The organism is Neogemmobacter tilapiae, assembly GCF_014652215.1.
GTDB classification, from domain to species: domain Bacteria; phylum Pseudomonadota; class Alphaproteobacteria; order Rhodobacterales; family Rhodobacteraceae; genus Neogemmobacter; species Neogemmobacter tilapiae.
In genome coordinates this window covers 36,306-60,730 of record NZ_BMYJ01000010.1, presented here as the reverse complement: position 1 = coordinate 60,730, position 24,425 = coordinate 36,306, and the positions used below count along the sequence as shown (strand labels likewise).

Genomic DNA, 24,425 nt, shown 5'->3' with positions numbered 1-24,425 from the left:
CCAGAAGGAATTGACCCGAGGATGCGAAGCGGCCGTTTCCTGAATACGCTGTCCGGCCGCTTTCTGCTGCTGACCATTGCCTTTGTCATGCTGGCCGAGGTTCTGATCTTTGTCCCCTCGATTGCCCGCTTTCGCCAAGACTATCTGCAACTGCGGCTGGAAAAGTCGCAAATCGCCTCACTCGCCCTGCTCGCCACCCCAGATGAGATGATCGGCCCGGAACTGACCACGGAACTTTTGGCCAATGCCGAGGTGTTCAACGTGGTGCTGCGGCGCGATGAGGTGCGGCAGTTGGTGCTGAACTCTCCCCTGCCCCAGCCGATCTATGGCACCTATGATCTGCGCATGGCGGGGGCCTATGAGTTGATCCGCGATGCGATGGATGTGCTGATTGACCCGGAAACCCGCGTCATCCGTGTGATCGGTCAGCCCACCCGCAATGCGGGGGAATTGATCGAGATCACCTTGCAGACCGATGGTTTGCGCAAGGCGATGCTGGACTACGGTTTCCGCATTCTGATCCTGTCGGCGGTCATTTCGATCTTTACGGCGGGATTGCTGTTTCTGGCCGTGCAGCGCCTGCTGGTCGTGCCGATCCGCCGGGTTGTGCGGCATATGCAGGCCTATGCCGATGCGCCCGAGGATGGCACGCGGATCATTGCCCCCACGACCAATGTCGCCGAATTGCGTGATGCCGAGGAAAGCCTGCAAACCCTGCAAACGCAACTGACCGGATCCTTGCGGCAAAAGGAGCGGCTGGCGCAATTGGGGGGCGCTGTCGCCAAGATCAGCCATGACCTGCGCAACATCCTGACCACGGCCCAGCTTTTCGCGGATCGGCTGGAAAACAGCGATGATCCGGTGGTGGCGCGGTCGGCGCCGAAACTGATCGCCTCGATCCGCCGGGCGGTCAGCCTGACCGAATCGACGCTGGCCTTTGGCAAGGCCGAGGAACATCCGCCCATTCTGGCGCGCTTTCCGCTGATCCGTCTGGCGGAAGACGTGGTGGAGGCCGAGGGGCTTTCGGCCACGACCGAGCCCGCCTGTCTGATCGACATGGCCCCCAGCCTGATGATCCGCGCCGATCAGGACCAGTTGTTCCGCGTGCTGTCGAACCTGATCCGCAACGCAAGGCAGGCGATTGAGGCGACGGGCAAACCCGGCACCATCGAATTGTCGGGCGGTGAGGATGACAGCCATTGGTGCATTCGACTGGGCGACACGGGGCCGGGCCTGCCGCCCAAGGCGCGGGAACATCTGTTCACCGCCTTTACCGGCGGGGCGCGCAAGGGCGGCACGGGGCTGGGTCTGGCGATTGCCGCCGAACTGGTGCGCGGCCATGGCGGCACGTTGGAACTGGTGCGGTCGGACGGCGAGGGCAGCGAATTCCTGATCCGCCTGCCGAAATCCGCCCCCGCCGAACCCCTGGCCTGATTTTGCGCTTTCTGCGGTGATGCCCCTTGCATCACCCCGAACATGACGCTACATCGCCGCCTAACGGACCCATAGCTCAGCTGGATAGAGCATCAGACTACGAATCTGAGGGTCGGGCGTTCGAATCGCTCTGGGTCCGCCACTTTCCCTTGAATGAAATATCGGTGACGCCCTTGGGTGGCCCCTTGCCTTCCCCCAATCAAAGGCGCATCACTCTGCCCCAAAGCGCTTTGGAGAGGAGGCTTCGATGACAGTCCGCGTGGTGGTCTGGGGCGAGAATGTCCATGAACAGAAGAACAAGGTGGTGGCGGGGATTTACCCGAAAACCATGCACGGCACGATTGCCGAGACGCTGAATGCGGCGGGCGGGGTGAGTGCGACGACGGCGACGCTGCAAGAGCCGGAACATGGGCTGACGGCGGAACGTCTGGCGGAAACCGATGTGCTGATCTGGTGGGGCCATGCGGCGCATGGGGATGTGTCGGATGCGGTGACGGAACGGGTGGCCGAGGCTGTCTGGTCGGGGATGGGGATCATCTTCCTGCATTCGGCGCATTTCTCGAAACCCTTCAAGCGGTTGATGGGGACGCCTTGCAACCTGTCGTGGCGGGAAGCGGGGGAGCGGGAGCGTCTGTGGGTGACGAGCCGGAACCATCCGATTGCGGCGGGGCTGCCGGATCATTTCGAGCTGGAAAACGAAGAGATGTATGGCGAGCCTTTCGGGGTGCCGGAACCGCTTGAGACGGTGTTCATCAGCTGGTTCCAGGGGGGGGAAGTGTTCCGCTCGGGGCTGACCTACAAGCGGGGGGCGGGGAATGTGTTCTATTTCCGTCCGGGGCATGAAACCTATCCGACCTATCACGATGCAAATGTGCAGAAGGTGATTCACAATGCGGTGCTGTGGGCGAACAACGCGCAGCCGCGGATTGCGAAAGTGACCGAAGCGCCGAATGCGCCGGTGGAAACGGCTTTGGAGCCGATCACGGAACGTGGGCCGAAGCTGCATGAAGCCGGGGAAGAGGGGTATCGGTGATGCAACCTGTTCGGATTCTGATCATCGGCACGGGGGGCATGGCGAACAACCATGCCGAACAATTCGCGTCCATTCCGGGCGTTTCGCTGGTCGGCGGCGTCGATACGCGGCCCGCGCAGTTGAACGCCTTTTGCGACAAGCATGGGATTGCCGGGCGCTTTGCGACGCTGGACGAGGCTTTGGCCTGGGGACAGTTTGACGCGGTGACGAACGTGACGCCGGATGCGGTGCATTATGCAACGACGATGCCGGTTCTGGCGGCGGGCAAGCATGTGCTGTGCGAAAAGCCCTTGGCCAGCAATGCGGGCCATGCCGAAGAGATGGCGGCGGCCGCGGCACGGGCGGGCGTGGTGAATATGGTGAACCTGTCCTACCGGAACGTGCCCGCCTTGCAAAAGGCGGCGCAGATGGTGCGGGAGGGGGCGATTGGGCCGGTGCGGCATTTTGAGGCGTCTTATCTGCAAAGCTGGCTGACGCAGGACGCCTGGGGCGACTGGAAGACCGAGCCGCAATGGCTGTGGCGGCTGTCGCAATCGCATGGGTCCAAAGGCGTGCTGGGGGATGTGGGGATCCATATCTTGGACTTCACCACCTTTATCGCGGGCGAAGCAGCAGAGAGTGTGTCTTGTCTGCTGAAGACCTTTGACAAAGCCCCCGGCGGGCAAATCGGCGAATACAAGCTCGATGCCAATGACAGTGCAACAATGCAACTGTCGCTGGCCGGTGGGGCCTTGGGCACGGTGGCGGCGACGCGCTTTGCCAGCGGGCATCACAACGACCTGCGCTTGCGGATCTATGGCGATCTGGGGGGGCTGGAGGTCAGCTTTGAAGGTGCTGTCAGCCGGTTGCGGGCCTGCCTTGGGGCGGATGTGAAAACGGCGACCTGGGCGGATGTGGAATGCCCGGATGTGCCAAACATCTATCAGCGTTTCGTCGCGGCGATCCGGGGCGAAGGGGTGGCGATCCCCGATTTCGCGCGGGGGGCGGAATTGCAGCGACTGCTGGACCGGGCCGAGCAATCGGCGAGCGAAGGCGGCAAGGCTCTGGCAGTCTGATCGGCGTTTGATAAACTGCCCTCGCAAGGAATTGCGGGGGCAGTGATGCGTTTTCTTTTGATGCTTTTGATGATGGGGAGCAGCCCGGTTTGGGCGGAAAGCCCGCAGCAGCCCTTGGCGGTTTATGCCACCGACAATGGCAGCGTGCCGCCGGAATATCATTGGGAATGGCGGGCGGAAATTCTGCCGGATGGGGCGTGGCATCTGACCTATTGCAAGGGTTATGAAGAAACAGCGCCGGGTTGCGTGGGTGTCAGCGGCACGGCGGACGCCGCGACGGTTGAGGCGATTTTGCAGGCGGCGCGGGATTCGGGCTTGGCGGACCGCCCCGCGCTGGAATCCGAAGAGGTGATGGTGGGGGGCGGGCTGACCCGTGGGCGGGTGATGTTGGAGGGCCGGGTGGTGGATCTGCCATCCAGCCCACGCAAGGCCGATGTGGCGCGGGTGAATGCGGTGCTGGCGGCCATCGCCGCGGCGATTCCGGCGGAGGCCATTGCCGAAGCCGAGGCGCGGGCGGTGGGGCCTGCGGAATAGCTAGCCCCGCCTGCTGGCCGTCACCGACAGCGGAAAGACCTTGGCGGGGTTCAGCAGCCAGTTTGGGTCGAAGACATCCTTGACCCGCAACTGCGCCTCCATATCCTGATCGCTGAACTGCACCCCCATCAGGTCGCGCTTTTCGACGCCGACGCCATGTTCGCCGGTCAGGCAGCCACCGACCTGCACGCAAAGGCGCAGGATGTCGGCCCCCAAAGCCTCGGCCTTTTCCAGATCGCCGGGTTGGTTGGCGTTGAAGATGATCAGGGGATGCATGTTGCCATCGCCTGCGTGAAAGACATTGGCCACGCGGAGGCCAGCAGCCTCGGTCAGTTCGGAAATGCGGCGCAGGACGAAGGGCAGTTCCGACACGGGGATGGTGCCGTCGAGACAGATGTAATCGCCCATCTGCCCCATCGCGCCAAAGGCCGATTTGCGGCCCAGCCAGATGCGGCGGGTTTCTTCGGCGGAACGGCTTTCGCGGAATTCCACCGGGCTGTGGCGCGCGGCAATGGCGCGGATCAGGGCCAGTTGTTCGGCAATTTCGGCCTCGGAACCTTCAACCTCGACAATCAGCAGGGCCTCACAATCGGGATAGCCCGCTTGGGCGAAAGCCTCGGTCGCCACGATGCAGGGGCGGTCCATGAATTCGATGGCGACGGGCAGGACACCCGCCTTGATGATGTCGGCGACGCAGGCCCCTGCCCCTTCGTTGCTGTCAAAGCCCATCAGCACGGGCCGCGCGCCTTCGGGTTTCGGCAGGATGCGCAAGTAAGCCTCGGTCACGACGCCAAGCTGGCCCTCGGAGCCGCAGACGACGCCCAGCAAGTCCAGCCCTTCGCTTTCGCTGAACGGGCCGCCCAGATGAACAACGGTGCCGTCCATCTGCACCAAGGTCACACCCAGCAGGTTGTTGGTGGTGACGCCGTATTTCAGGCAATGCGCCCCGCCGGAGTTCATGGCGATGTTGCCCGCGATGGCACAGGCCAGTTGGCTGGAGGGGTCAGGGGCGTAGAACCAGCCCTGTGCCTCTACCGCCCCCGTCACCGACAGGTTGGTTCGGCCGGTTTGGACATGGATATAACGGTCGGGGTAGTTGGTTTCGATCACCCCGGTCATGCGGGCGACGCCCAGGATCACGGCATCGGGCGTGGGCAGGGAACCGCCCGCCAGCGAGGTGCCCGCGCCGCGTGGAATGACGGGCACGCCTTGGGCATGGCAAAAGCGTAAGATGGCGGCGACTTCCTCGGTCGTGCGGGGCAGCGTGACGGCCAGCGGCAGGCAGCGATAGGCGGTCAGCGCATCGCATTCATAGGCGCGGGTTTCGGCGGGATCGTCCAGAACGGCATCGGCGGGCAACAGGGCGCGCAGGCCTGCGACAATGGCGGCGCGGCGGGCCAGTATGGCGGCGTTGGGATCGGGCATCTGCATGGGGGTATGGTGCCAAAGCCGGGGCGCGCTGCCAAGGCTTCCTTTGCAAAGGGCGCTGCGCTAGCAAGGATCATGGATATCTTTTCACGCCTTTCGCTGTTTACCGCGCTGGACATGCTGGCGGTCGCCTTGCTGATCGGGCTTTGGTATGGTCTGGGCTGGATGATCGAGCATCCGCCCGCTGGGCATCCTTCGGTGTCGCGGCTGATGGCGCAGTATCGGCGCGACTGGATGGCGCAATTCGTGACCCGCACGCCGCGCATTTTTGATGCCAATATCATCGACAGCCTGCGGCAGGGGACGGCGTTTTTCGTCTCGGCCTCGATGATTGCGATTGGGGGCGGGGTAGCGCTGATCGGGAATTCGGAACGGTTGGAGGGGTTGGCGCGGGATTTGACACTGCCGGTGCCCGCACTGGTGATCGAGGTGAAGATTCTGCTGGTGATCCTGTTTCTGGGCAATGCATTGCTGAAATTCGTCTGGGCGCATCGGCTGTTTGGCTATTGTTCGATCCTGATGGCGGCTGTGCCGAATGACCCGAATGATCCGCAGGCCTTTCACCGGGCGGGACAGGCGGCCGAGGTGAACATCACGGCGGCGAAAAGTTTCAACCGGGGGATGCGATCGATCTATTACGCCTTGGGGGCCTTGGCTTGGTTGCTGGGGCCTTTGGCCTTGATCGGTGGGGCGGTGATCACAACGGGCGTGCTGGTGCGGCGGGAGTTCCTGTCGGAATCGCGACGGGTGATGATGCAGCGGGAGGTTTAGGCGAGGTCAGTTAAGCGGGACAGCACCGCCCCGGCAGGGGAGGCTGGGCGTTTCACCCTCGCCTTGCAGGAAGGCCAAGACTTCCTCACCCGCCCAGACCTTGATCGATTCGCCCAGATTGGAGCGACCGCTGCCCGTGGCGGTGCCGGTGCGGCGGTCGCGGTAGGTGTAATAAACCCGCGCCTCGCGCCCATCGTCGCAGTTCAGGTCGGAACGGCCGATGCCCATAAAATTGCGGACGGTCCAAGACCCGCCGCAAAGGGTGCCGTCGCTCATCTGGCCTTCGATGCGGCCTTCGCGGGCGCCATAGGCGCGGCCATCGAACCAAAGGCCGTCACCACCGACGCAGGCCAAGACCCGGACACAGGGTTCAGAGGGGTTATACAGGCTGCAAGTTTCGCTTTGGGCCAAGGCCGGAGGGGCCAGAAGCAAGGATAAGGGAAGTAGATAGCGATGCATCATTTGCTCTCCTTTTGATCCTTGGGCCCATTGTTCTCAGGCCCGGCGTTGCCCCCCGAACCGCCCTTCACGAAGCCAGGCCGCGAGGGACAGGCCCGCCGCAAGCAACAGCCAGACCCAACCGGGCAGCAGGGCGGCAACCCGAACGTCTTGCGTGACATAGGCCCCGCGTGGGGTCAGGCCGATCCAACCCCGCCCCGCGGCAACGCGGCCTTCGGCCACCTGACGGATGTCGGGCAGGCCATCCTCGACGCGAAGGATACCACCTTTGGTGGATTCGACAAAGCTGGCGAGTTTGTCGCCCGAGGCGATGATTTCCTCGTATTCCTTGGGTGCGGGCGGGCCGACGGCGATGACCCGTTCTAGGTCGCCTTCGGCCAGACGGTAAAGGCCCAAGCCAGTGGCAGTGAAGCCACCCGTGAACAGGCCAGGCCCCGCTTCATCCAGCGCCACAGCGCTTTCCGTCCCATCCGGCGCGGTCACCGTCACGGCCCCCGGCGGCACGTCCAGAATGGTGCGGCGTTCGATTTTCACCAGATCGCCTTCGATAGTGGCGGTCAGGGTTTCCTCTTCCAGTTCTGGCTCTTTCAGCATCCAGTGGGCCAGACGGCGCAGCATTTCCAACTGCGGCCCGCCGCCTTCATAGCCCCGGCCCCAAAGCCAAGCGTGATCGGAGGCCAGCACCGCCACCCGCCCTTGGCCTTCGCGCGCCAGAACCAGCAAGGGCAGGTCGTTTGCCCCGCTCATCACCACCTGGCCCCCCTCCCGCGCCGAGATTTCCATTTGGCGGAACCAGCGGCCCCAGCCTTCATCGGGGGCATCGGCATCAAGGCCCTGGGTGACGGGATGCTTTCGCCCTAGGTCCGTGAGCTTGGGGCGAAAGCCGCCTTCCAGTACGCGGCTGGTGACATCGACGGGCAAGATGTCGTTCAGGGGCGAGCGCCAGAGGCCATCGACGGTGCCGAATTCGGGGCCCGCGGCGACCAGAACGGTGCCGCCTTCGCGGACGTAATCGCGGATGTTTTCCAGATATTCGGTGGGCAGGATGCCGCGCAGGCGGAAGCGGTCAAAGATGATCAGGTCGAATTCCTTGACCTTTTCGATGAACAGTTCTCGCGTTGGAAAGGCGATCAGCGACAGTTCCTCAACCGGGACACCATCCTGCTTTTCTGGCGGGCGCAGGATGGTGAAATGCACCAGATCGACGGAAGGGTCGGATTTCAAAAGGTTGCGCCAGACGCGTTCACCGGCATGGGGTTCACCCGACACCAGCAGCACGCGCAGACGGTCGCGCACGCCGTTCACCTGAATGACCGCTGCATTGTTCCGGTCGGTCAATTCGCCCACCACGGGCGTCACTGCGAATTGCAGCACGTTCATGCCGCCATGGGTCAATTTCAACGGCAGTTCCATATCCTGCCCCACTGGGACCGAAAACGGCATCGGCGTTTCGCCGTCCACCGCAATGGACAGTTCCGCGATGCCCGCCACTTCTGGCGGCACATCGCCGCTGTCTTCGACGCGGATCGTCATCAGGGTTTCTTCGCCGATGATGGCAAAGGCCGGGGCGTTGCGAATGATCAGGCGGCGGTCCCAATCACTGTCGCGGCCTGTCAGCAGCACATGCACCGGGGCGGGCAGATTGGGGGCAAGGCTCATGTCATGCACCTGCCCGTCGGTGATCAGGATGGCCCCGGCCACGCGGGAGCGCGGTTCCTCGGCCAAAGCCTCGGACAGGGCCGTCATGGCTTGTGTTCCCGTATCGCCTTCGCCGTCACCCAGCCGGATCACGCGCAGTTCGGTGTTCTCCATCGCCGCGACCTCGGCCTGAACCCGCGCAAGGGCGGCGGCGGCTTGGTCAGGGCGGTCGTTCACCTTTTGGCTGGCGCTTTCATCGACCACGGCGATGACAATATCGGTCAGCGGGGCGCGGTCCTCTTCCTGCAAGGCCGGGTTCGCCAAAGCCCCCAGCACAGCAAGCGCAGCAAGCCCGCGCAGCCACCAGCCCGCCAACCTGCGCCACAGGGCCAACGCCAAAAACAGGAGGGCAAAGGCTGCAAGCCCGGCCAAGGCGGGCAGGGGAATCAGCGGATCAAAGGTCAGGTTGGCGATGTTCATCTATTGCCCCAGACGTTCCAGCAGGGCGGGCACATGCACCTGATCGGATTTATAGTTGCCTGTCAGCACATGCATGATCAGGTTGATGCCAAAGCGATAGGCGATCTCGCGTTGTCTTTCGCCGGAATTGCCGCGCCCCACCGGCACCAGCGGCTGATCGTAATCATCGACGGCCCAGGCGGCGGCATAATCGGCACTGCCCAGCACGACCGGGGTCACCCCGTCGTTCAGATTGCGGAAAGGCATACCTTCGGCCTGTTCGGCATCGGGGGGGGCGGCTTCGACCCACAACGGTTGGCCGATGAACCGGCCGGGAAAGTCTTGGAGCAGATAGAAGGTGCGGGTCAGGACGTGATCCGGGGGGATCGGTTCCAAGGGCGGAATGTCCAAACGCAGGGCGATTTCCTGCATCCGGCGCTGTTCGGGGCTGCCCGTCATGCCACCATCGCGGCTGTCCAGAAACAGCATGCCGCCCGTGCGCATGAAGCGGTTCAGTTTGGCATAAGCCTCGGAAGAGGGGATCGGTTGGTTCGCCGTCATCGGCCAGTAAAGAAAGGGGAAGAACGCCAGATCATCCTTTTCCAGATCAACCCCGATGGGTTCCAGGGGTTCCACGGTGGTCCGGTCCCAAAGCCGCATCGACAGGCCCAGAAGGCCGGCCTTGGCCATGTCGTTGACCCTTTGATCATCGGTCATCACATAGGCCAGCCGCAGCGCAGTCGTCGCCTCTAGCGCCAGCGCATCATCCGGCAGGCTGCTATCCTGAGCCTGTGCCCGCCCCTGCGGCATCAGGGCCAAAGCCAGGATCAACACCGCCACCCCCGGCCCCAGCCGTGCCGCCAGACGGCCCGACAGGAACAGGGCGGCCAGAATATCCACCATCAGCAGCGCCAAGGCCCCGGACAGGAAAGCCCCCTTCAAGGCCGTTTCACGCACCATTTCGATACCTTCCACCGCCACGCCCTCGGCCCATTCCGCCGGAGTCAACGCCGTGTCTGCCGCCATCACATTCAATGCCACACGCCGTTCTGCCCCAGCATAAAGCCCCGGCGGCATGGCGCGGCCCGGTATGGCCTTGGCCAGATCCTCGCCCGGAACCCCCGGCAGATCATCAACGGCCACCACTTGCCCATAGGCATCGACCACCTCTTCCGGCACCCAGATCTGCCCCGCCAGATCGCTTTCCTCGGGCACGGCAGGCCGGGTGGACACCGCCAAGCGTTCCAGCATCTGCACGAACAACACCGACAGCGGCAGGTTCGACCAATCGGCATTGGCCGTGACATGCACCAGCACCACTTGCCCCTGCCCTTCGACCCGGCGCGTCACCAGCGGCGTTCCGTCGGCAAGGGCGGCAATCGTGCGCCCTGCCAGTTCCGGCCCTGGCTGGGCCAGAACCTGTTCCGTCACCGTCACCTCGGGCGGCACCTCTAGCCCGTGAAAGGGCGTGTCTTCGGCGAAGGGGGCCAAGGGTTTCGGCTCCCCCCAGCTCATCGCGCCGCCAATGGCCCGACCGCCTTGACGCAGCGTAACGGGCAACAGGGGATCGGTTCCATCCACGGCGCTTTCGCTGGCCGCCATGCGCGGCCCTGCAAAGCGCAGCAAAAGCCCGCCTTTCTGGATCCATTCCAGTAGGCCCTTTTCATCCTCGGCTGACAGCCGCGCGACATCGGCCAGAACGATGACATCGGGGTTGGCCAGCAAGACATCCTGCAAGCCGCCATCCAGCAGATCGGCCACCGGGGCCAAGGCCTGGCGCAGGTAATGGCTTTGCGACAGCAAAAGCAGCCCCTCGGCATCGGATTCGCCGGTGATCAGCGCGATCTTGCGGCGTTTCAGACTGTCATCCGTCAGGCTGACCGCCCCTGCCGTCCGCTGGCCCACGAGTTCAAAGCGGGTGATGCGGTTGCGCAGTTCGGGGGGCAGGTCAAACGCCGCTTCCGTCTGCGATTGCCCATCGGGGAAGGTTACAGCGACCCGCGCCAATTCGCGTTCAATGCCCGAAGGATCAAGGCCACGCGCCACCACTTCGGCCTGAACCTCGCCTGTGGCAGGCAGACGAGAGGCCGCGATTTTCACCATACCCTCGGCAAAGCTGGCGGGATGCAGGGCGAAAATCGGCCTTGGGCTGGAAAAGACGGTCAGCGCGCCGCGATTCTGCAAGGCGGTTTCCAAAACGGCCCGCCCTTCATGGTCCAGCCCGTTCGACAGCCAGAAGGAATCAAATTCCCCCGCAGGCAGCACATCGACCCAGCCTTGCAAGGCATTCGGCGCAAAGGGCTGCGGCTCCATCGCCGCCAGCCGTGACAGGACGGCGTCGGCGGTCTGGAACACCACCGCCTCGGGCGCATCGGACAGGCGAACGACAGCCACGGGGCGGCCATTGCGACCTGCTTCTTCAACCAAGGCCACAGAGCGATCTTGCCGCCGCGTCCAGTCGCGGGCATCGGCCCAGCCGCCGTCGATCAGAACGAGCAAAGGCCCGTTGCCCGGCGCGCGGGCCTGCGGGTTCAAAACGGGGCCTGCAAAGGCGATGATGGCGGCGGCAATGGCCAAGGCGCGCAGCAGCAGAAGCCACCAAGGGGTTTTGTCGGTTTCGGTGGTTTCATCATCCAGCCCCAGCAGCAGGGCAACACCGGGAAAGCGGCGTTTGATCGGGGCCGGGGGGATGGCGCGCAAAAGGAACCACAGCACGGGCAAAAGAATCAGGCCCAGCAGCAACAGGGGGGCGGTGAAACCGATGGGGCCGATCATCCACATGTTAGAACGGCGCCTCCACCGCGCGGTAAAGCCAGAGCAGGGCGGATTGGGCCGATTGGCCGGTGTGATGCGCGGTCAGGTGCCAGCCCGAGGCGCGAGCCAAGGTCGCCAGGCGTTCCTTGCGTTCGGCCAGACGGGCGAGATAGCGGGCACGCAGATCGCCCGCGCGCAGGGTTTCGTGGCGCAGGCTGCCGCCCATGGATTCAAAGATGGTGCGGCCGTCAAAGGGAAATTCTTCCTCGGCCGGGTCCAGAACCTGCACCAAGGCGCCGCGCACGCCCCGGTCAGAGGCCCGCGCGATGGCGTCTTCGACCCCCGCCAGATCGCCCAGAAAGTCCGACAGGATCACCATGCGCCCGTGGGCCACAAGGCCGGTTGTGTCGGGCTTGCCGTAATCCTCGGCCCCGGCGGCAAGAATACCGCGCGCTAGGCGTTCGGTTTGGGCGCGGCCAGAGCGGGCGGGCACGTCCTGCCCGGCAAGGCCCACCCGTTCCCCGCCGCGTAGCAAAAGGATGCCAAGCGCCAAGGCGAGCAGTTGCGCGCGGTCGGCTTTGGAGGCACGGGATTTGTCGCCGGAAAACTGCATGGACCGCGACGGATCGACCCACAGCATCACCGATTGCGCCGCCTGCCATTCGCGTTCGCGCACAAAGGTGGCGTCGCCCCGCGCTGAACGCCGCCAGTCGATCATGCGGGCGGTATCGCCCGCATGGGCGGGGCGAAATTGCCAGAATTCATCGCCCATCCCGGCGCGGCGACGCCCGTGATCGCCCAGGATCACAGAGCCCGCCAGATGATCGGCCGCCGCCAGCAGGGCGGGCAGCGCTTGCCCCAGAACCTCGGCCCTTGGGCGCAGCGCAATGTCGACCGCTTGCGTCACGCGGCAGCCTCAAGACCCAGAACGCGCCCGGTCACCCGGTCGATGACGGTGGAGAGCGATTCCCCACGGGCGCGGGCGGCAAAATTCAGCGCCATACGGTGGGTCAACACAGGCCGCGCCATGGCCGCCACATCGGCGACGGAAGGCACCAGACGGCCATCGAGCAAGGCGCGCGCGCGGACGGTCAGCATCAAGGCTTGCGCGGCGCGCGGCCCCGGACCCCAGGACAGGGTATCGGCCAGATCGCGGCCTTCGGCTTCGCCGGGGCGGCAGGAACGGACGAGATCGAGGATCTTTTCGATCACCTGATCGCCCACCGGCATCCGCCGCAGCACCGATTGCGCGGCGATCAACTCATCCGCCGTGAACACCTGATGCACCTGCGCCTCTTCCGCCCCGGTCGTCGCGATCAGGATGTCGCGTTCCGTCGCCCGGTCGGGGTATTCCACGTCGATCTGCACCAGAAAACGGTCCAACTGCGCTTCGGGCAGGGGATAGGTGCCTTCCTGTTCAATGGGGTTCTGCGTTGCCAGCACATGGAAGGGGCGACCTAGGGGGCGATGTTCGCCCGCAATTGTCACCTCACGCTCCTGCATCGCTTGCAGCAGGGCCGATTGCGTCCGTGGGCTGGCCCGGTTGATTTCGTCGGCCATCAAAAGCTGGCAGAACACCGGCCCTTCGACAAAGCGAAAGGCGCGGCTGCCGTCTTTCGCCGTTTCCAGCACCTCGGACCCCAGAATATCGGCGGGCATCAGATCGGGGGTGAATTGGATGCGGCTGCCTTTCAAACCCATCACGGTGGAAAGCGTATCGACCAGCCGCGTTTTGCCCAAGCCCGGCAGACCCACCAGCAGACCATGCCCGCCGCAGAGCATGGCGGCCAGCACCAGATCGACAACCTTGCCCTGCCCGATAAAACGCTGGTTGATGCTGGCCTTGGCCTGCGCCAGTTTCGCGCCCAGCGCCTCGATTTCGCCAACCAGTGCTTCCGTCATGACAATCTCACCTCTGCCGTTCTATTCTTGCATTAGACAGAAACTAGATGCCCGGCACAAACGCCAAAACGCAAGGGGCCACAAATGATCGTGAAAGCGCCGAGAGCAGGGCTGATGGAACAGGCGATGGCGCTGACCGGGGGCAAAGGCCCGGCCCCGGTGCATTTGTGGAACCCGGATTTCTGCGGCGACAGTGAGATGCGGATTGCGCGGGATGGGACGTGGTTTCATCAGGGCACGCCGATTGGCCGCGCGCCCTTGGTGCGGTTGTTTTCAACAATTCTGAAGCGCGAGGGAGATGCCTATTTTCTGGTCACGCCGGTCGAAAAACTGTCCATCGCGGTGGAGGATGTGCCCTTTGTGGCCGTAGATCTGGAACAGGACGATCAGGGAATCAGCTTTATCACCGGGCAGGGCGATCTGGCGCGTTTGGGGGCGGATCATCCTTTGCGGCTGAAGTGGGACACGCCCTATGTGATGGTCCGCGCCGGGCTGGAAGCGCGGGTGGATCGCAAGACGTTCTTTCGGCTGGTGGAGATGGGGAAGGTGGAGCGGTTTGAGGGGGAGGATTGGTTCGGTGTGCGTTCGGACGGGGTGTTCTTTCCGCTGATGCGCGCCAAGGATATGGGCTAGCGCCACACCCTTCCCCTTCCCCGCCACCTTCGCTACAATTGGCCCAGCGCTAGCCAGCAGGAGAATGCAATGTCGCCGAATGCCCCGGAAACCGAAGTGGTCACCCAGTGGAAAGTGGCTTGCGACGGGGGTGAGGGGGCTTTGGGCCATCCGCGTGTCTGGCTGTCGATCCCCGAGGAGACGGGCTTTGTCGAATGCGGCTATTGCGACAAGCGGTTCGTCCATGCCTCCAAAGCGGCTGAGGCTACGAAATAAGGCTTCTGCGCCGCCTTTTCAGATGGATCATCGGGGGTTTGGCGGCCCTTTTGGGGCTGCTGGCACTGTGGCTTTTCGCGGCAGTTCTGGGGGCTTTGATCGGCAACGGGGCGTCGCCTGACGCGGGTCTGCCGAAAGATCAGCGCATCGGCCTTTTGGTCGGCGGCATCCACACCGACATTCTTTTGCCCCTGACCGCTGAGACGCGCGCGGCCTTTGCCTTTGCGGAAAGCGCCGGGGTTCCGGTGTTGGATCCGGGGGCGGAGTGGCTGATCGTGGGCTGGGGGTCAAAGGCGCTTTACACGGCCACGGGAACCTATGCCGATATGCGGGCCGATACCGTCTGGACGGCGGCGACGGGGGACGCGGCGGTGATCCGGCTGGATGTGGCGGGGCGGATCGAGGATTTCAGCAACATTCTGCTGGTGCCGGTGAATGCGGATCAGATGGGCGCTTTGCGCAGCGCGGTCTTGGCAGAGTTCACGGCGAGGGAAGCCCTGCCCGAGGCGGGGTTTACATGGTCGGACGCGTTTTTCCCGGCCAAGGGGCATTTTTCGGCGCTGAACACCTGCAATGTCTGGATGGCGCGGATGATGAAGGCGGGAGATATTCCCTATGGAATCTGGACCCCCGCCCCCTTTGCCGTGCGTCTGGCCCACCGTTGGCACAAGAAACCCTAGCGGTGGGCCGTCGGGGTTAGAGGAACAGATCGGCGGCGCGCAGGGTGGCCAGATTGTTCAAGGTAATGCTGAAGTCGGCCAGACCGTCACCGTCGATATCACCTTGCAAGATCAGGCTGGTGCCGCTTTTGGCAAAGACCAATTCGCCTGCGCTGCCAGAAAACGCGGCCTGACCCTTGAAGGCAAAGGCTTGGTCGCCGGTCTTGAGCGTATTGGCGTCCACCGCCCGCAGGTCGATCTTGTCCTTCTGGCCGGGTTTGAAATCGGTGATCCGATGGGCGGCGTCATCGTCCATCGTCGCAAAGACAAAGCGATCGGCCCCTTTGCCCCCCGTCAGGATATCATCGCCTGCGCCGGCCACCAGACGATCAGCACCGGCACCGCCCAGCAGCCTGTCATCGCCAGCACCGCCGGTGATCGTATCATTGCCAACGCGCCCGTTCAGGTGGTCGCCACCACCGTTGCCTTTGACCACATCCCCAAACTTGCTGCCCAGATAGCGGTCGTCGCCGGTGGAACCGATGACATTGTGGGCCTTGGCCCAGATTTCCTTGGTGATCGCGGCCGATCCGGCCTTGTTGCCATCCGGGCCGCCGCCCATGAATTCCTTGACGATCTCGTGGACGCGGCCTTTGACGCCGACGGGGTTGGTGATGTTCAGGCCGCTAAAGCTGATCATTCCGGTGGTGTTGGGCGACAGCAGGCCGTTTTCATAGCGGACGTCGTTGGTGTTGGGGTTCCAAGCGCCACCCAGGGTGACAAGCTGGAGTGAATCGATCCGGCCGCTGACGGAGTGGTTGGAGAAGGTATAGGTGAAGTTAGCCCCATTCAGGACAAGGGCCTTGGTGTTGGCCTCTTGGCCATTCACGGGGGTATCCAAGTGCACGATCTGGGTGGTTTGATCGCTGCCAGCGGGGTTCAGCATAAGGGGAAAGCCGTAGGGTTCAAAATCCTTGAAGAAAGCCGCGAAATCCGCGTTGAAATCGACGCCTGCGCCGGTTTCAGCATTGGCGGTGAGGGTGATCTTGATGGCCATGGTCGGTCCTTTCTTTGCTGCGGTCAGAACCGCAGGGTGAACGAGGCTTGCGCGTTGATTCCCGGCGCTGGCTCGGTGGAGAGATGGGGGATATAGGCTTGGTCGGTCAGGTTGTTCACCGTTAGGCTGAACAGACCATTTTCGCCGACCTCGTGATTGATAAAGAGGTCAAGGGTCTGCCAACGCTCGCCACCCAAGGCCATGTTTTCCTTGGCCCCGGTCATGGTGCCGCGCAGGCCGTATTCGGTGCGCTCATCGGCGGAACGCAGGCCTGCGGTCAGCACCAGTTTGTCAGGCGAAACGCTTTCCAGTTCCGCGCCAGTGGTGCGGTCGATGCCGCGCATGGATTGGGCGGAAAGGCTGCCAAAGAAACGACCGCTATCATAGGCGGCCTCAAGTTCGACCCCTTCGATGCGGACGGCGCTGATGTTGGCATATTGGTAATAGCCGTCAAAGAAGCCGCCCTGCCATTCCAGCCCGATATAGTCGCGCAGATCGTTGCGGAAGGCGGTCAGGCGACCGGTCAGGCTGTCGCCAGCGGCAAAAGCATCTTGGGCAGAAAGGGACAGGCCCAGTTCCAGATTTTCACCGCGTTCGGGCAAAAGGTTGGGGTTGGGGCGGATGTCAAAGTCAGCCGGCGGGGGATGGCTGCCGTTCACCAGCGCTTCGGACAAGGCGGGGGGGCGGAAGGTCTTGGCGGCGCTGGCAAAGAGGGTCAGCCCCTCGTTCAGTTCAAAATCGACGCCAAGGCGGGGGGTGAAACCATGGCCGTCAGAACCGCCATCGACGCTGGAAAGGTCATAGCCTTCGGCCTTGGCGGCAAAGGTCAGGGCAAGGCGGCCGAAATCCATGCGATCCTCGGCGGAAAGCGACCAAACGGTGCGTTCGCCCGAGGGGGTGAGGGTTCCAGCGGTGTTGTCCGGGTCTTCGGTGGCGACCTTGTCGCGAAACGCCTCAAGCCCAAGGGTCAGGCTGTGTTCAGCACCCAGCCCGTCAAACAGCATGATATTGCCCAGCTTTAACCCGGTGGTGCGGGTGGCATAAGAGCGGGTGGTGAGGCCTGCCAAAAGTGCGCGCTGATCGAGTTCGGTTTCCGTCAGATAGACCGTGGCCTTGAGATCGATCCGATCCGAGGGGTTCAAACTGTAATCCAGCGTGATCGTGTCGTTGATCGCCGTATTGGCGCGGGGTGTTCCGGCGGCCTTGCCGGTGGTGTAATCTTCTTGCAGATGCGAAAAGCCCAGTTGCAGGCGCTGATCGCTGGCCAGTTCATAGCCGACTTTGGCCAGAAGGCTGTTCTTGGTCTGGGCGGCAAAGATGTCGTCACCATTGCCAGCACGATAGTCGCCTTCGTCGGTGCGGGTTCCGGCAAAGGTCAGATCCAGCCCGTTGTCGAACCTTTTGGCCCAGGCCAGATGCAAAGTGGGGGTGTCGGTCAGATCCCCATAGCGCAGGCGGACCTCGCCCCCTTGAGTCTCGCCATCGTCGATCAGATCATCGGCCCCAACGGTGGTCAGGGCGACACCACCCGCGACAGCCCCTGCCCCGCCCTGCGGGCCACGGGTGACGGTGACCGAACGCAGCATTTCGGGGTCGGCAAAGAACTGGCCATTGGCCCCATGCCCCGAACGCGCGAAGTTCTGGCGCACGCCGTCAATGGTGACGGCGACGCGGCCCACATCCTGCATGCCGCGGATGTTGACGGCCATGCCCGCCTCTTCGGCGGGCTGGTCGATGGTGACGCCCGCGACAGAGCCCAGCATACCCGCCAGACCCTGCCCCTGCTGCCGGGACAAAGCCGCGCCGGAAAGGGCGGTTTCGCCCGGCTGATCCAGCCCCAACCCGGCCACGCCGCTGCCTGCGGTCTGATCCGGTGCTGTGACCGTGATGGCATCCAGATCCGTCACCTCGCCCGCTTCTTGCGCAACAAGGGTGGCAGGCCAAAAGGCGGCCAGACAAATAAGGCAGGTGGCGTTGCGAGACATGGCAAATGGCTGGCCTGCGAAGGCCAGCCCCCTTTGTTGCAGCGTGATCAGAACAGGAAGTCGCCCGCCGACAGATCGTCGGCATCCAGGCCCAGCAGACGGATCGTCGTGCCTTCGGCGCTGAGTTGGACATATTTCTTGGTCTCGGTGATCTTGAAATCAGCCAGACCGGAAAGGCCCAGCGCCGAAACGTCCAGCTTGTCTGCGCCATTGCCAAAATCGACGACGGTATCCACCCCGCCCTTGACTTGGAACACGAACAGATCGGCCCCTGCCCCGCCTGTCAGGCGGTCTGCGCCAAAGCCACCATGCAGATAGTCGTTGCCAGCGCCGCCGTTCAGACGATCGTTGCCGCCTTGGCCCCAAAGGCTGTCATTGCCTTCGCCGCCCGTCAGCGTGTCGGTGCCGATGCCGCCGATGGCCTGATCATCACCGCCAAAGCCGCGCAGCACGTCAGCCCCGGCATTGCCTTTCAGAACATCGTCAAAGGCAAAGCCATTGACGGTGTCTTGGCCAGCCGAGCCGTTGAAGGCCAGGGAATAGTCGTCGATGATGTCATAGATGCCGATGCCTTCGGCATCGCCCAAAGCTTTGCCGGTGCGCAAAAGGTTGTGCAGTGTATGAACAAGGTTGTTGGTGCCCGGCCCGGTTCCGACAGCTGTCACCAGATTGAAGCCCGAAAGGATGAGTTGGTTTTCAAAGCCGGTGACCAGCCCCGCATCGCCATTGCCTTGGGTGCCGGTGGTGGTGCCTTCGATCCAATTGCCAAAGGTGATTGAATCGATCGTGCCCGAGAAACCGTGGCCATTGGCCGCGCCGTGGTGGATGAAGTCATAGGCGATCTCATCGCCGCCGACGAGAACGGCCTTGGGCGAATCGACCGCAGGTTCACCGGTTTTGAAACGGTAAACCGACTGGTCGCCGTTCATGTAATAGGTCTGGCCAAAGGCCGCGTCCGGCGTGCCGCCATAGAATTTCTGGGTGCCCCCCGAAAGCCCGGCAAAGTAGTCGGCGATATAGGTGTTGAAATGGATGCCGTCCAAGGCGGTGGCGTCGATGGTGAGGGTATTTGCAGCAGCGGCCATTTTTGGTTTTCCCGTTATCAGCGTTTTTCGGGATGCTGACTGGCAAGGGGCGGGCTGCATCGGATGAGGCGGGCTAACATTCCCGACAATTTTTGTCAAATAGCTAGAAGGTGAAAGCGATCAAGCGGCAGCGCCTGCGACCTGAGGTAGCAGGAATGGGCCATTGGTGGGCAAAGTGTTGACGCGAATGGCACAATCATAGGCCGATTGCAGATGGGAATCGGTCAGCACCTGATCGGGGCGACCTTCGGCAATCCGCCCGGATTTGCCCAGAAGGCAGACATGGCCCGCATACATGGCCGTCAGATTCAGGTCATGCAGCACGGCAATGACGCCACCCCCGGCATCGGCAAAGGCGCGCGCAAGGTTCATCACTTGCAACTGATGGCCGATATCCAGACTGGCGACGGGTTCATCCAGCAAAAGCCAGCAGGGGCCATTGGGGCCGACGGGTTCCCAGACTTGTGCCAAGGCACGGGCCAGATGGACGCGCAACTGTTCGCCGCCCGACATGGTGGTCAGCACCCTTGGGCCGAAATCAGAGAGGCCAACACGGGCCAAGGCGGCGGGGACGATGCCGCGGCGCCCGGCGGCAAGACCCGCCTCTTGCCCCATCGACACCACCTGATCGGCACGGAAGGCAAAGGCCATTTGCGGCGATTGCGGCAGAACCGCGCGTTGCAGGGCCAGATGGCCAGGCTTTTGGGCCGCAAGATTCCGGCCGTTCAATGTGACCTGCCCCGCCAAGGGGCGGGATTCGCCGGTAAGGGCGCGCAGAAGCGTGGTCTTACCCGCGCCGTTCGGCCCGGCGATGACGGTGATCGCGCCCGGCTTTGCCTCAAAATCCAAGGCGCGGATCAAGGTCCGGCTACCGTGGCCCAAGGTCAATTTCTCGGCGCGGATCATAGATGGGCCCCCTGTCCGGGGCGCAGCAGGATCCACAGAAAGACCGGCGCACCAAGGCAGGCGGTGACAATGCCGATGGCGAGTTCCGAGGGTGGCACAAGCGAACGGGCGGCAACATCGGCCAGCAACAGGAGGGCCGCCCCCAGCAGGGCGGCGCGGGGCAAAAGCAGGCGGTTGTCGGGGCCATGGGCGATGCGCAGAAGATGGGGCACGACAATGCCGACAAAGCCGATGCCGCCGGAAATGGCGACGGCAGCGCCGGTGGCTGCGGCCACCGACAGGACGGTCAGCGATTTCAGCCGTTCGGTTTCAATCCCCATCTGCCAAGCGGCCTGTTCACCCATCGCCAAGGCATTCAGGCCCCGCGCCAGACGGGGTGACAGCAGCAGAACGGGCAGGATCAACGGCAGGGCAAAGGCCAAACGTTCCCAACCAATGCCGGACAATGAACCAAGGCCCCAGAAGGTGAGGTCACGCAATTGGTTATCATCGGCCATCTGGATCAGGATACCGGTCAAGGCCCCAGCCAGCGCGGCAATGGCAATACCGGCCAGCAGCATCGTGGCAATGCTGACCTGCCCACCCTGCCGCGCCATGCGGTAAAGCAGCAGGGTCGTGCCCCAGCCGCCCAGGAAGGCCGCGAGGGGCACAAGATGCATCCCCACGGCGGCCAGCACGCCCACAGGCAAAAGGCTGCCAAGCACGATGGCACTGACAGCGCCAAGGCCCGCGCCGGCACCAACCCCCACCAAGCCCGGATCGGCCAAGGGGTTCCGGAACAGGCCCTGCATCAGGGCACCCGAGACCGCCAAAGCGGCCCCGACGGCCGCCCCCGCCACCGGACGCGGCAGGCGGATTTCCATCAGGATGATGCGGTCGCGGTCCGACAGGGGCAGGCCCTGCACCCAATCAAAGAAAAGACCCGGCACCGAAATGCCGGTGGCGCCGACGGTCAGCCCCAGCCAGACCGCCAGCGCCAGCAAGGCCCAAAGACCAAGGTCGATCCGCAGACCGCGCGGCGCGCCGCCGCCCAGATCGGTAGGATCGACCGTGACCATTCTAGCCCCCGTAAAAAGCGGTCAGCAATTCGCGGGCCGCTTCTGCCGTGCGCGGGCCAAAGCCCAGCAGTTTCACCCCGTTCATGCGAATCACTGCTTGGTCTGCCGCAGCCGGTGAACCTTTCAGCGCGGGCAAAGCGAAGAGATCGGCGTTCGACATCGTCTCAGGCCCCCGGTCCATCATCAGAATCACATCGGGTGCCGCGGCCAGCATCGCCTCATCCGTCACGGGCTTATAGCCGCTAAAGCCCTGCAAGGCGTTCTCGGCCCCCGAAAGCGCCAGCATCAGCTCTCCTGTCGTGTCCTGCCCTGCGGCCATAATCTTGCCGCCCTGCACCGCCAGAATGACGACCACCCGTTTGCGCGGGCCTTCCACCGCCGCCGCTTCGGCCTGCACCGCCGCCAGATCGGCCGTCACTTTCGCCACCAGTTCGGCCCCCTTCGCCTCTTCGCCCAAGGCGGCGGCGATGGTGGTGATCTTGGCGGCAATATTCTCGATCCCCTCATCCGGCGCGGTCTGCACGAATTTCACCCCCGCCGCCTGCAACTGCGCCACCACCTCGGGCGGGCCGGCATCGGCATCGGCCAGGATCAGATCGGGCGTCAGCGACAGCACCCCTTCGGCGGCCAATTGCCGATAATAGCCCACATCCGGCACGGCCCGCACGCTTTCGGGATAGGTGGAGGTCATATCCCGCCCCACCAGATCGCCCTCATGCCCCAAGGCCACGACGATTTCCGTGACCGTCCCGCCCAGCGAAATGATCCGTTCAGCCAAAGCCCCCTGCCCACTGGCCAAAGCCAGCGTCAGGCCCAAAAGAATTCCGCGCATCAGGCTAGCTCCATTTCCACGGGCGGCAGGCCGCGCACCAGGGCGTTCCATTGTTCCACTCCGGCATAGGTGTCTTCAGCATCGCGCCGCCCGAACATTTGCAGGATCAGCCCGCCTTGGGCATCAAACGCCTCGATCGACACGGCAGGCCCGATTTTGGTGGGCTTTTCCACCAGCCAGACCTCGGCCACATGGTCCGCGCGTAGATGCAGGTTGAAACGCGGGTCCATCACATTGATCCAAGGGCCCATCGGCATGATCTTTTCGACCGGGCCGGAATGGATCTGGATCATCCCCGCGTTGCCCACGAAAATCATGATCGGGAAACCGCCTTGCGAGGCCGCCTCCAGAACCGTCGTCACTGTGTCCTTGGCCAACAGCTTGCAACGCGGCGCCCCCAAGGCGCGGTAGGCACCCAGACGGTTGAAGCCGTGCTTTTGCACCATCATGATGAATTGGTGCGGGTCGGTCATCGCGTCATATTCGGCACGCATGGCCGCCAGGTTTTCCGAGGTAATCTTTGGCCCCGGCTCCGCTTTGCGGGGCGCGACGGGCAGATCGGACGACTGTTCCGGCAGACGCAATTCGGCGACCAGCGCCGCAAAAGCCGCCGCATCGCTTTCCGGCTTTAGATGGATCTTGTGAACGGCATCCCCCGCCGCATCAAAAACCTGGATCGAGCGCTTCATCGACCCATCATCGCCCGGTTCTTCCAAAGCAAAGGCGCTGACCCAATGCGACGGGAAGACCCGCAGGTCGATTTCGCGGCCCAGAATCAAGCCCACATGGTCGCTGCCCTTGTATTCGCCAAAGACGCCCCGCTTTTCATGCACGGCGCTTTCGTTGCGGGTCAGGGCCATCACATCGCCCAAAGCCGTCACCAAGGGCAGCAACCGTTTCGGCCCTGCCTCAATCCGCACGGGCCCATGCGGCTGGCCAACATAGGCCGCGACCAACTGCCCTTCGGCAATACCCTGCTCTTCGGCAAAATCGCGGGCGCGGGGTTTCGGATGTTCGGCGCGCAGGGCGCGGATCGCCTCGGCTGTCAGGTTCTTTCGCATGGTCAGTCTTCCCCTAGAAATGGCGAAGCGCGTGACTGGCGATGGGCGAAAGGCCCGGCTGGCGGCGCTGCCCGTGGCTGTTCCCCGGGCGGTCAGCCTTTCCGATAAGGGGGCTGCAGGGCCTCTGGCAAGAGCTATTCCGACAGGTCTTGACCATTCCGACTGAAAAAGTCAGAAATGCAGCACCCAAGCCAGGCGAAGGCAAGCCCAGCCCGCAAAGATTGGCCCAGGCATCCAACACCAATCATGCCCCGCATGGGACGCACCGAATCAGGGGCGGCCTGCAAACAAGGACAGACCGATGGAATTGCATGCCGCGACCGGCGCCGAGGGCCTTTGGGGCCAAGTTCTGGCCATTCTGGCGATGGGCGGCCTGCCGCTTTGGACGATTGCCTTTCTGTCGGTGGTCACGGTCACGCTGATCCTGTGGAAGGCGATGCGGCTGTTGTCGCTGGGGGCCTGGACGGGCCGTGGCCGTGCCAACCGCGCTGTCGATCTGTGGCAGGCGGGCCAGCGTGCCCAAGCGCGGGCGCTGGTGGAGGGCAAAAGCGGCACCCGTTTCCGCCTGATCCGCGCGGCCATGGACGTGGCGACGGACGACAGCCTGACCAGCGCCGAGGCCGAGGCCGAGGTGACGCGCGTCGCACGGCGTCTGCTGGCCGAGGCGCAGGCCGGGCTGCGGGGGCTGGAACTGGCGGCCGTTCTGGGGCCTTTGCTGGGTCTGATGGGCACCGTCACGGGCATGATCGCCTCGTTCAAATCCTTGCAGGCGGCAGGGGCCAACGCGGATCCGGCGACGCTGGCTGGGGGCATCTGGGAATTGCTGATCACCACGGCGGCGGGCATGGGTGTCGCCATCCCGGCGCAGGTGGCGCTGACCTGGTATGAGAGCGTGACCGACCGGCTGGCGCTGGATATGGAGGACAATGCCACCCGCATTCTGGCGCGGCGCATGGCGCGGGTGGACAGTGGGACGCATGAGGTGATGCCCTTCCGGATGCACGCCCAAGCGGCGGCGGAGTAGGGCCGTGGCAATCCAAAGCCTGACGCGCCCGCGCAAAAGGCGGGGGCCGAACCTTATTCCGATGATCGACCTGATCTTTCTGCTTTTGGTCTTTTTCATGCTGGCCACCCGTTTCGGCGGGCAGAACGGATTGCAATTGGATGTGGCGGGGCCTTCGGCCAACGCCGGAGGGGCTGTCTGGAACGGCCCGCCGCGCCTGATTGACCTGCGGGGCGAGGGGCTGGCCCTGAACGGAGTGCCCGTCGCGCCCGAGGCGTTGGTGGCGGCCTTGGAACCCTTGATGCAGGACAAGGGGGATGCCCTGATCCTGCGGACAGGGGAAGGGGCCGGGATGCAGGAACTGGGCGCGGTGCTGGACCTTTTGCAAAAGGCGGGGATGGTGCGCATCCTGTTGGTGGAATGA

The 24,425-nt window shown here is 63.7% G+C and carries 23 protein-coding genes and 1 tRNA gene; 11 read left to right on the top strand and 13 right to left on the bottom strand.

Going from position 1 to position 24,425, the window contains the following annotated elements:
* Positions 1–21: 21 nt before the first annotated feature.
* From IE095_RS14960 to IE095_RS14940, 5 genes are all read left to right on the top strand, one after another.
* A complete protein-coding gene (locus IE095_RS14960) occupies positions 22–1,434 on the top strand; it encodes a sensor histidine kinase (RefSeq protein WP_189412517.1) in 1,413 nt (470 codons plus the stop codon).
* Positions 1,435–1,499: 65 nt separating this feature from the next.
* Positions 1,500–1,576: transfer RNA gene (locus tag IE095_RS14955), tRNA-Arg, on the top strand.
* Between the two features lie 105 nt (positions 1,577–1,681).
* A complete protein-coding gene (locus IE095_RS14950) occupies positions 1,682–2,467 on the top strand; it encodes a ThuA domain-containing protein (protein ID WP_189412516.1) in 786 nt (261 codons plus the stop codon).
* Positions 2,467–3,522: a Gfo/Idh/MocA family protein gene (locus IE095_RS14945; RefSeq protein WP_189412658.1), complete on the top strand. Its 1,056-nt coding sequence runs from the start codon at positions 2,467–2,469 to the stop codon at positions 3,520–3,522. The genes IE095_RS14950 and IE095_RS14945 overlap by 1 nt, the downstream gene beginning before the upstream one ends.
* Before the next feature lie 45 nt (positions 3,523–3,567).
* A complete protein-coding gene (locus IE095_RS14940) occupies positions 3,568–4,056 on the top strand; it encodes a hypothetical protein (RefSeq protein WP_189412515.1) in 489 nt (162 codons plus the stop codon).
* On the opposite strand, the gene IE095_RS14935 is transcribed toward IE095_RS14940, so the two are convergent.
* Complete coding sequence (locus tag IE095_RS14935; RefSeq protein ID WP_189412514.1) at positions 4,057–5,487, bottom strand: FAD-linked oxidase C-terminal domain-containing protein; 1,431 nt, start codon at positions 5,485–5,487, stop codon at positions 4,057–4,059.
* Positions 5,488–5,559: 72 nt separating this feature from the next.
* On the opposite strand from IE095_RS14935, the gene IE095_RS14930 reads away from it, so the two are divergent.
* Positions 5,560–6,255 (top strand): DUF599 domain-containing protein, encoded by a 696-nt coding sequence (locus IE095_RS14930; protein WP_189412513.1) that lies wholly within the window; start codon positions 5,560–5,562, stop codon positions 6,253–6,255.
* 6 nt (positions 6,256–6,261) lie between these two features.
* Here the strand turns inward: IE095_RS14930 and IE095_RS14925 are convergent, their stop codons facing one another.
* Genes IE095_RS14925 through IE095_RS14905 form a run of 5 tightly spaced genes read right to left on the bottom strand, consistent with a single transcriptional unit; the run spans position 6,262 to position 13,467 of the window.
* Positions 6,262–6,717, bottom strand: a complete 456-nt coding sequence (locus tag IE095_RS14925) for a hypothetical protein (RefSeq protein WP_189412511.1) — start codon at positions 6,715–6,717, stop codon at positions 6,262–6,264.
* A 33-nt stretch (positions 6,718–6,750) separates the two neighbouring features.
* Complete coding sequence (locus IE095_RS14920; protein WP_229804833.1) at positions 6,751–8,832, bottom strand: glutamine amidotransferase; 2,082 nt, start codon at positions 8,830–8,832, stop codon at positions 6,751–6,753.
* Positions 8,833–11,592: a DUF4159 domain-containing protein gene (locus tag IE095_RS14915; protein WP_189412510.1), complete on the bottom strand. Its 2,760-nt coding sequence runs from the start codon at positions 11,590–11,592 to the stop codon at positions 8,833–8,835.
* A 1-nt stretch (position 11,593) separates the two neighbouring features.
* On the bottom strand, positions 11,594–12,472 hold the full coding sequence (locus IE095_RS14910; protein ID WP_189412509.1) for a DUF58 domain-containing protein: 879 nt from the start codon (positions 12,470–12,472) through the stop codon (positions 11,594–11,596).
* Positions 12,469–13,467 carry an AAA family ATPase gene (locus IE095_RS14905; RefSeq protein ID WP_189412508.1) on the bottom strand — a complete coding sequence of 333 codons (999 nt, stop codon included), beginning with the start codon at positions 13,465–13,467 and terminating at the stop codon, positions 12,469–12,471. Before IE095_RS14905 ends, IE095_RS14910 begins: the two co-directional genes overlap by 4 nt.
* 84 nt (positions 13,468–13,551) lie before the next feature.
* Here IE095_RS14905 and IE095_RS14900 point away from each other — a divergent pair, with 84 nt between their 5' ends.
* The 3 genes from IE095_RS14900 (at position 13,552) to IE095_RS14890 (ending at position 15,035) form a co-directional block, all read left to right on the top strand.
* Positions 13,552–14,100 carry a DUF1285 domain-containing protein gene (locus IE095_RS14900; protein WP_189412507.1) on the top strand — a complete coding sequence of 183 codons (549 nt, stop codon included), beginning with the start codon at positions 13,552–13,554 and terminating at the stop codon, positions 14,098–14,100.
* 69 nt (positions 14,101–14,169) lie between these two features.
* The gene (locus IE095_RS14895) at positions 14,170–14,355 is read left to right on the top strand and encodes a zinc-finger domain-containing protein (protein ID WP_189412505.1); all 186 of its coding nucleotides are present in this window, start codon (positions 14,170–14,172) and stop codon (positions 14,353–14,355) included.
* Between the two features lie 38 nt (positions 14,356–14,393).
* Complete coding sequence (locus tag IE095_RS14890) at positions 14,394–15,035, top strand: DUF2459 domain-containing protein (RefSeq protein ID WP_229804832.1); 642 nt, start codon at positions 14,394–14,396, stop codon at positions 15,033–15,035.
* 16 nt (positions 15,036–15,051) lie between these two features.
* Here the strand turns inward: IE095_RS14890 and IE095_RS14885 are convergent, their stop codons facing one another.
* The 7 genes from IE095_RS14885 to IE095_RS14855 all read right to left on the bottom strand — a co-directional run bounded on the left by IE095_RS14885 (position 15,052) and on the right by IE095_RS14855 (position 22,998).
* Complete coding sequence (locus tag IE095_RS14885; RefSeq protein ID WP_189412503.1) at positions 15,052–16,071, bottom strand: calcium-binding protein; 1,020 nt, start codon at positions 16,069–16,071, stop codon at positions 15,052–15,054.
* A 23-nt stretch (positions 16,072–16,094) separates the two neighbouring features.
* Entirely contained in the window at positions 16,095–18,056 is a 1,962-nt protein-coding gene (locus IE095_RS14880; RefSeq protein ID WP_189412502.1) for a TonB-dependent receptor domain-containing protein, read from the bottom strand.
* A 47-nt stretch (positions 18,057–18,103) separates the two neighbouring features.
* The gene (locus IE095_RS14875) at positions 18,104–19,141 is read right to left on the bottom strand and encodes a calcium-binding protein (RefSeq protein ID WP_229804830.1); all 1,038 of its coding nucleotides are present in this window, start codon (positions 19,139–19,141) and stop codon (positions 18,104–18,106) included.
* A gap of 120 nt (positions 19,142–19,261) precedes the next feature.
* The gene (locus IE095_RS14870; protein WP_189412501.1) at positions 19,262–20,047 is read right to left on the bottom strand and encodes a heme ABC transporter ATP-binding protein; all 786 of its coding nucleotides are present in this window, start codon (positions 20,045–20,047) and stop codon (positions 19,262–19,264) included.
* Positions 20,044–21,105 (bottom strand): FecCD family ABC transporter permease, encoded by a 1,062-nt coding sequence (locus tag IE095_RS14865; protein WP_189412500.1) that lies wholly within the window; start codon positions 21,103–21,105, stop codon positions 20,044–20,046. The genes IE095_RS14870 and IE095_RS14865 overlap by 4 nt, the downstream gene beginning before the upstream one ends.
* Before the next feature lies 1 nt (position 21,106).
* Complete coding sequence (locus IE095_RS14860; protein WP_189412499.1) at positions 21,107–21,937, bottom strand: heme/hemin ABC transporter substrate-binding protein; 831 nt, start codon at positions 21,935–21,937, stop codon at positions 21,107–21,109.
* Positions 21,937–22,998, bottom strand: a complete 1,062-nt coding sequence (locus IE095_RS14855; protein ID WP_189412498.1) for a hemin-degrading factor — start codon at positions 22,996–22,998, stop codon at positions 21,937–21,939. Before IE095_RS14855 ends, IE095_RS14860 begins: the two co-directional genes overlap by 1 nt.
* 301 nt (positions 22,999–23,299) lie before the next feature.
* Here IE095_RS14855 and IE095_RS14850 point away from each other — a divergent pair, with 301 nt between their 5' ends.
* Entirely contained in the window at positions 23,300–24,022 is a 723-nt protein-coding gene (locus IE095_RS14850) for a MotA/TolQ/ExbB proton channel family protein (protein WP_189412497.1), read from the top strand.
* 4 nt (positions 24,023–24,026) lie between these two features.
* Complete coding sequence (locus IE095_RS14845; protein ID WP_229804828.1) at positions 24,027–24,425, top strand: ExbD/TolR family protein; 399 nt, start codon at positions 24,027–24,029, stop codon at positions 24,423–24,425.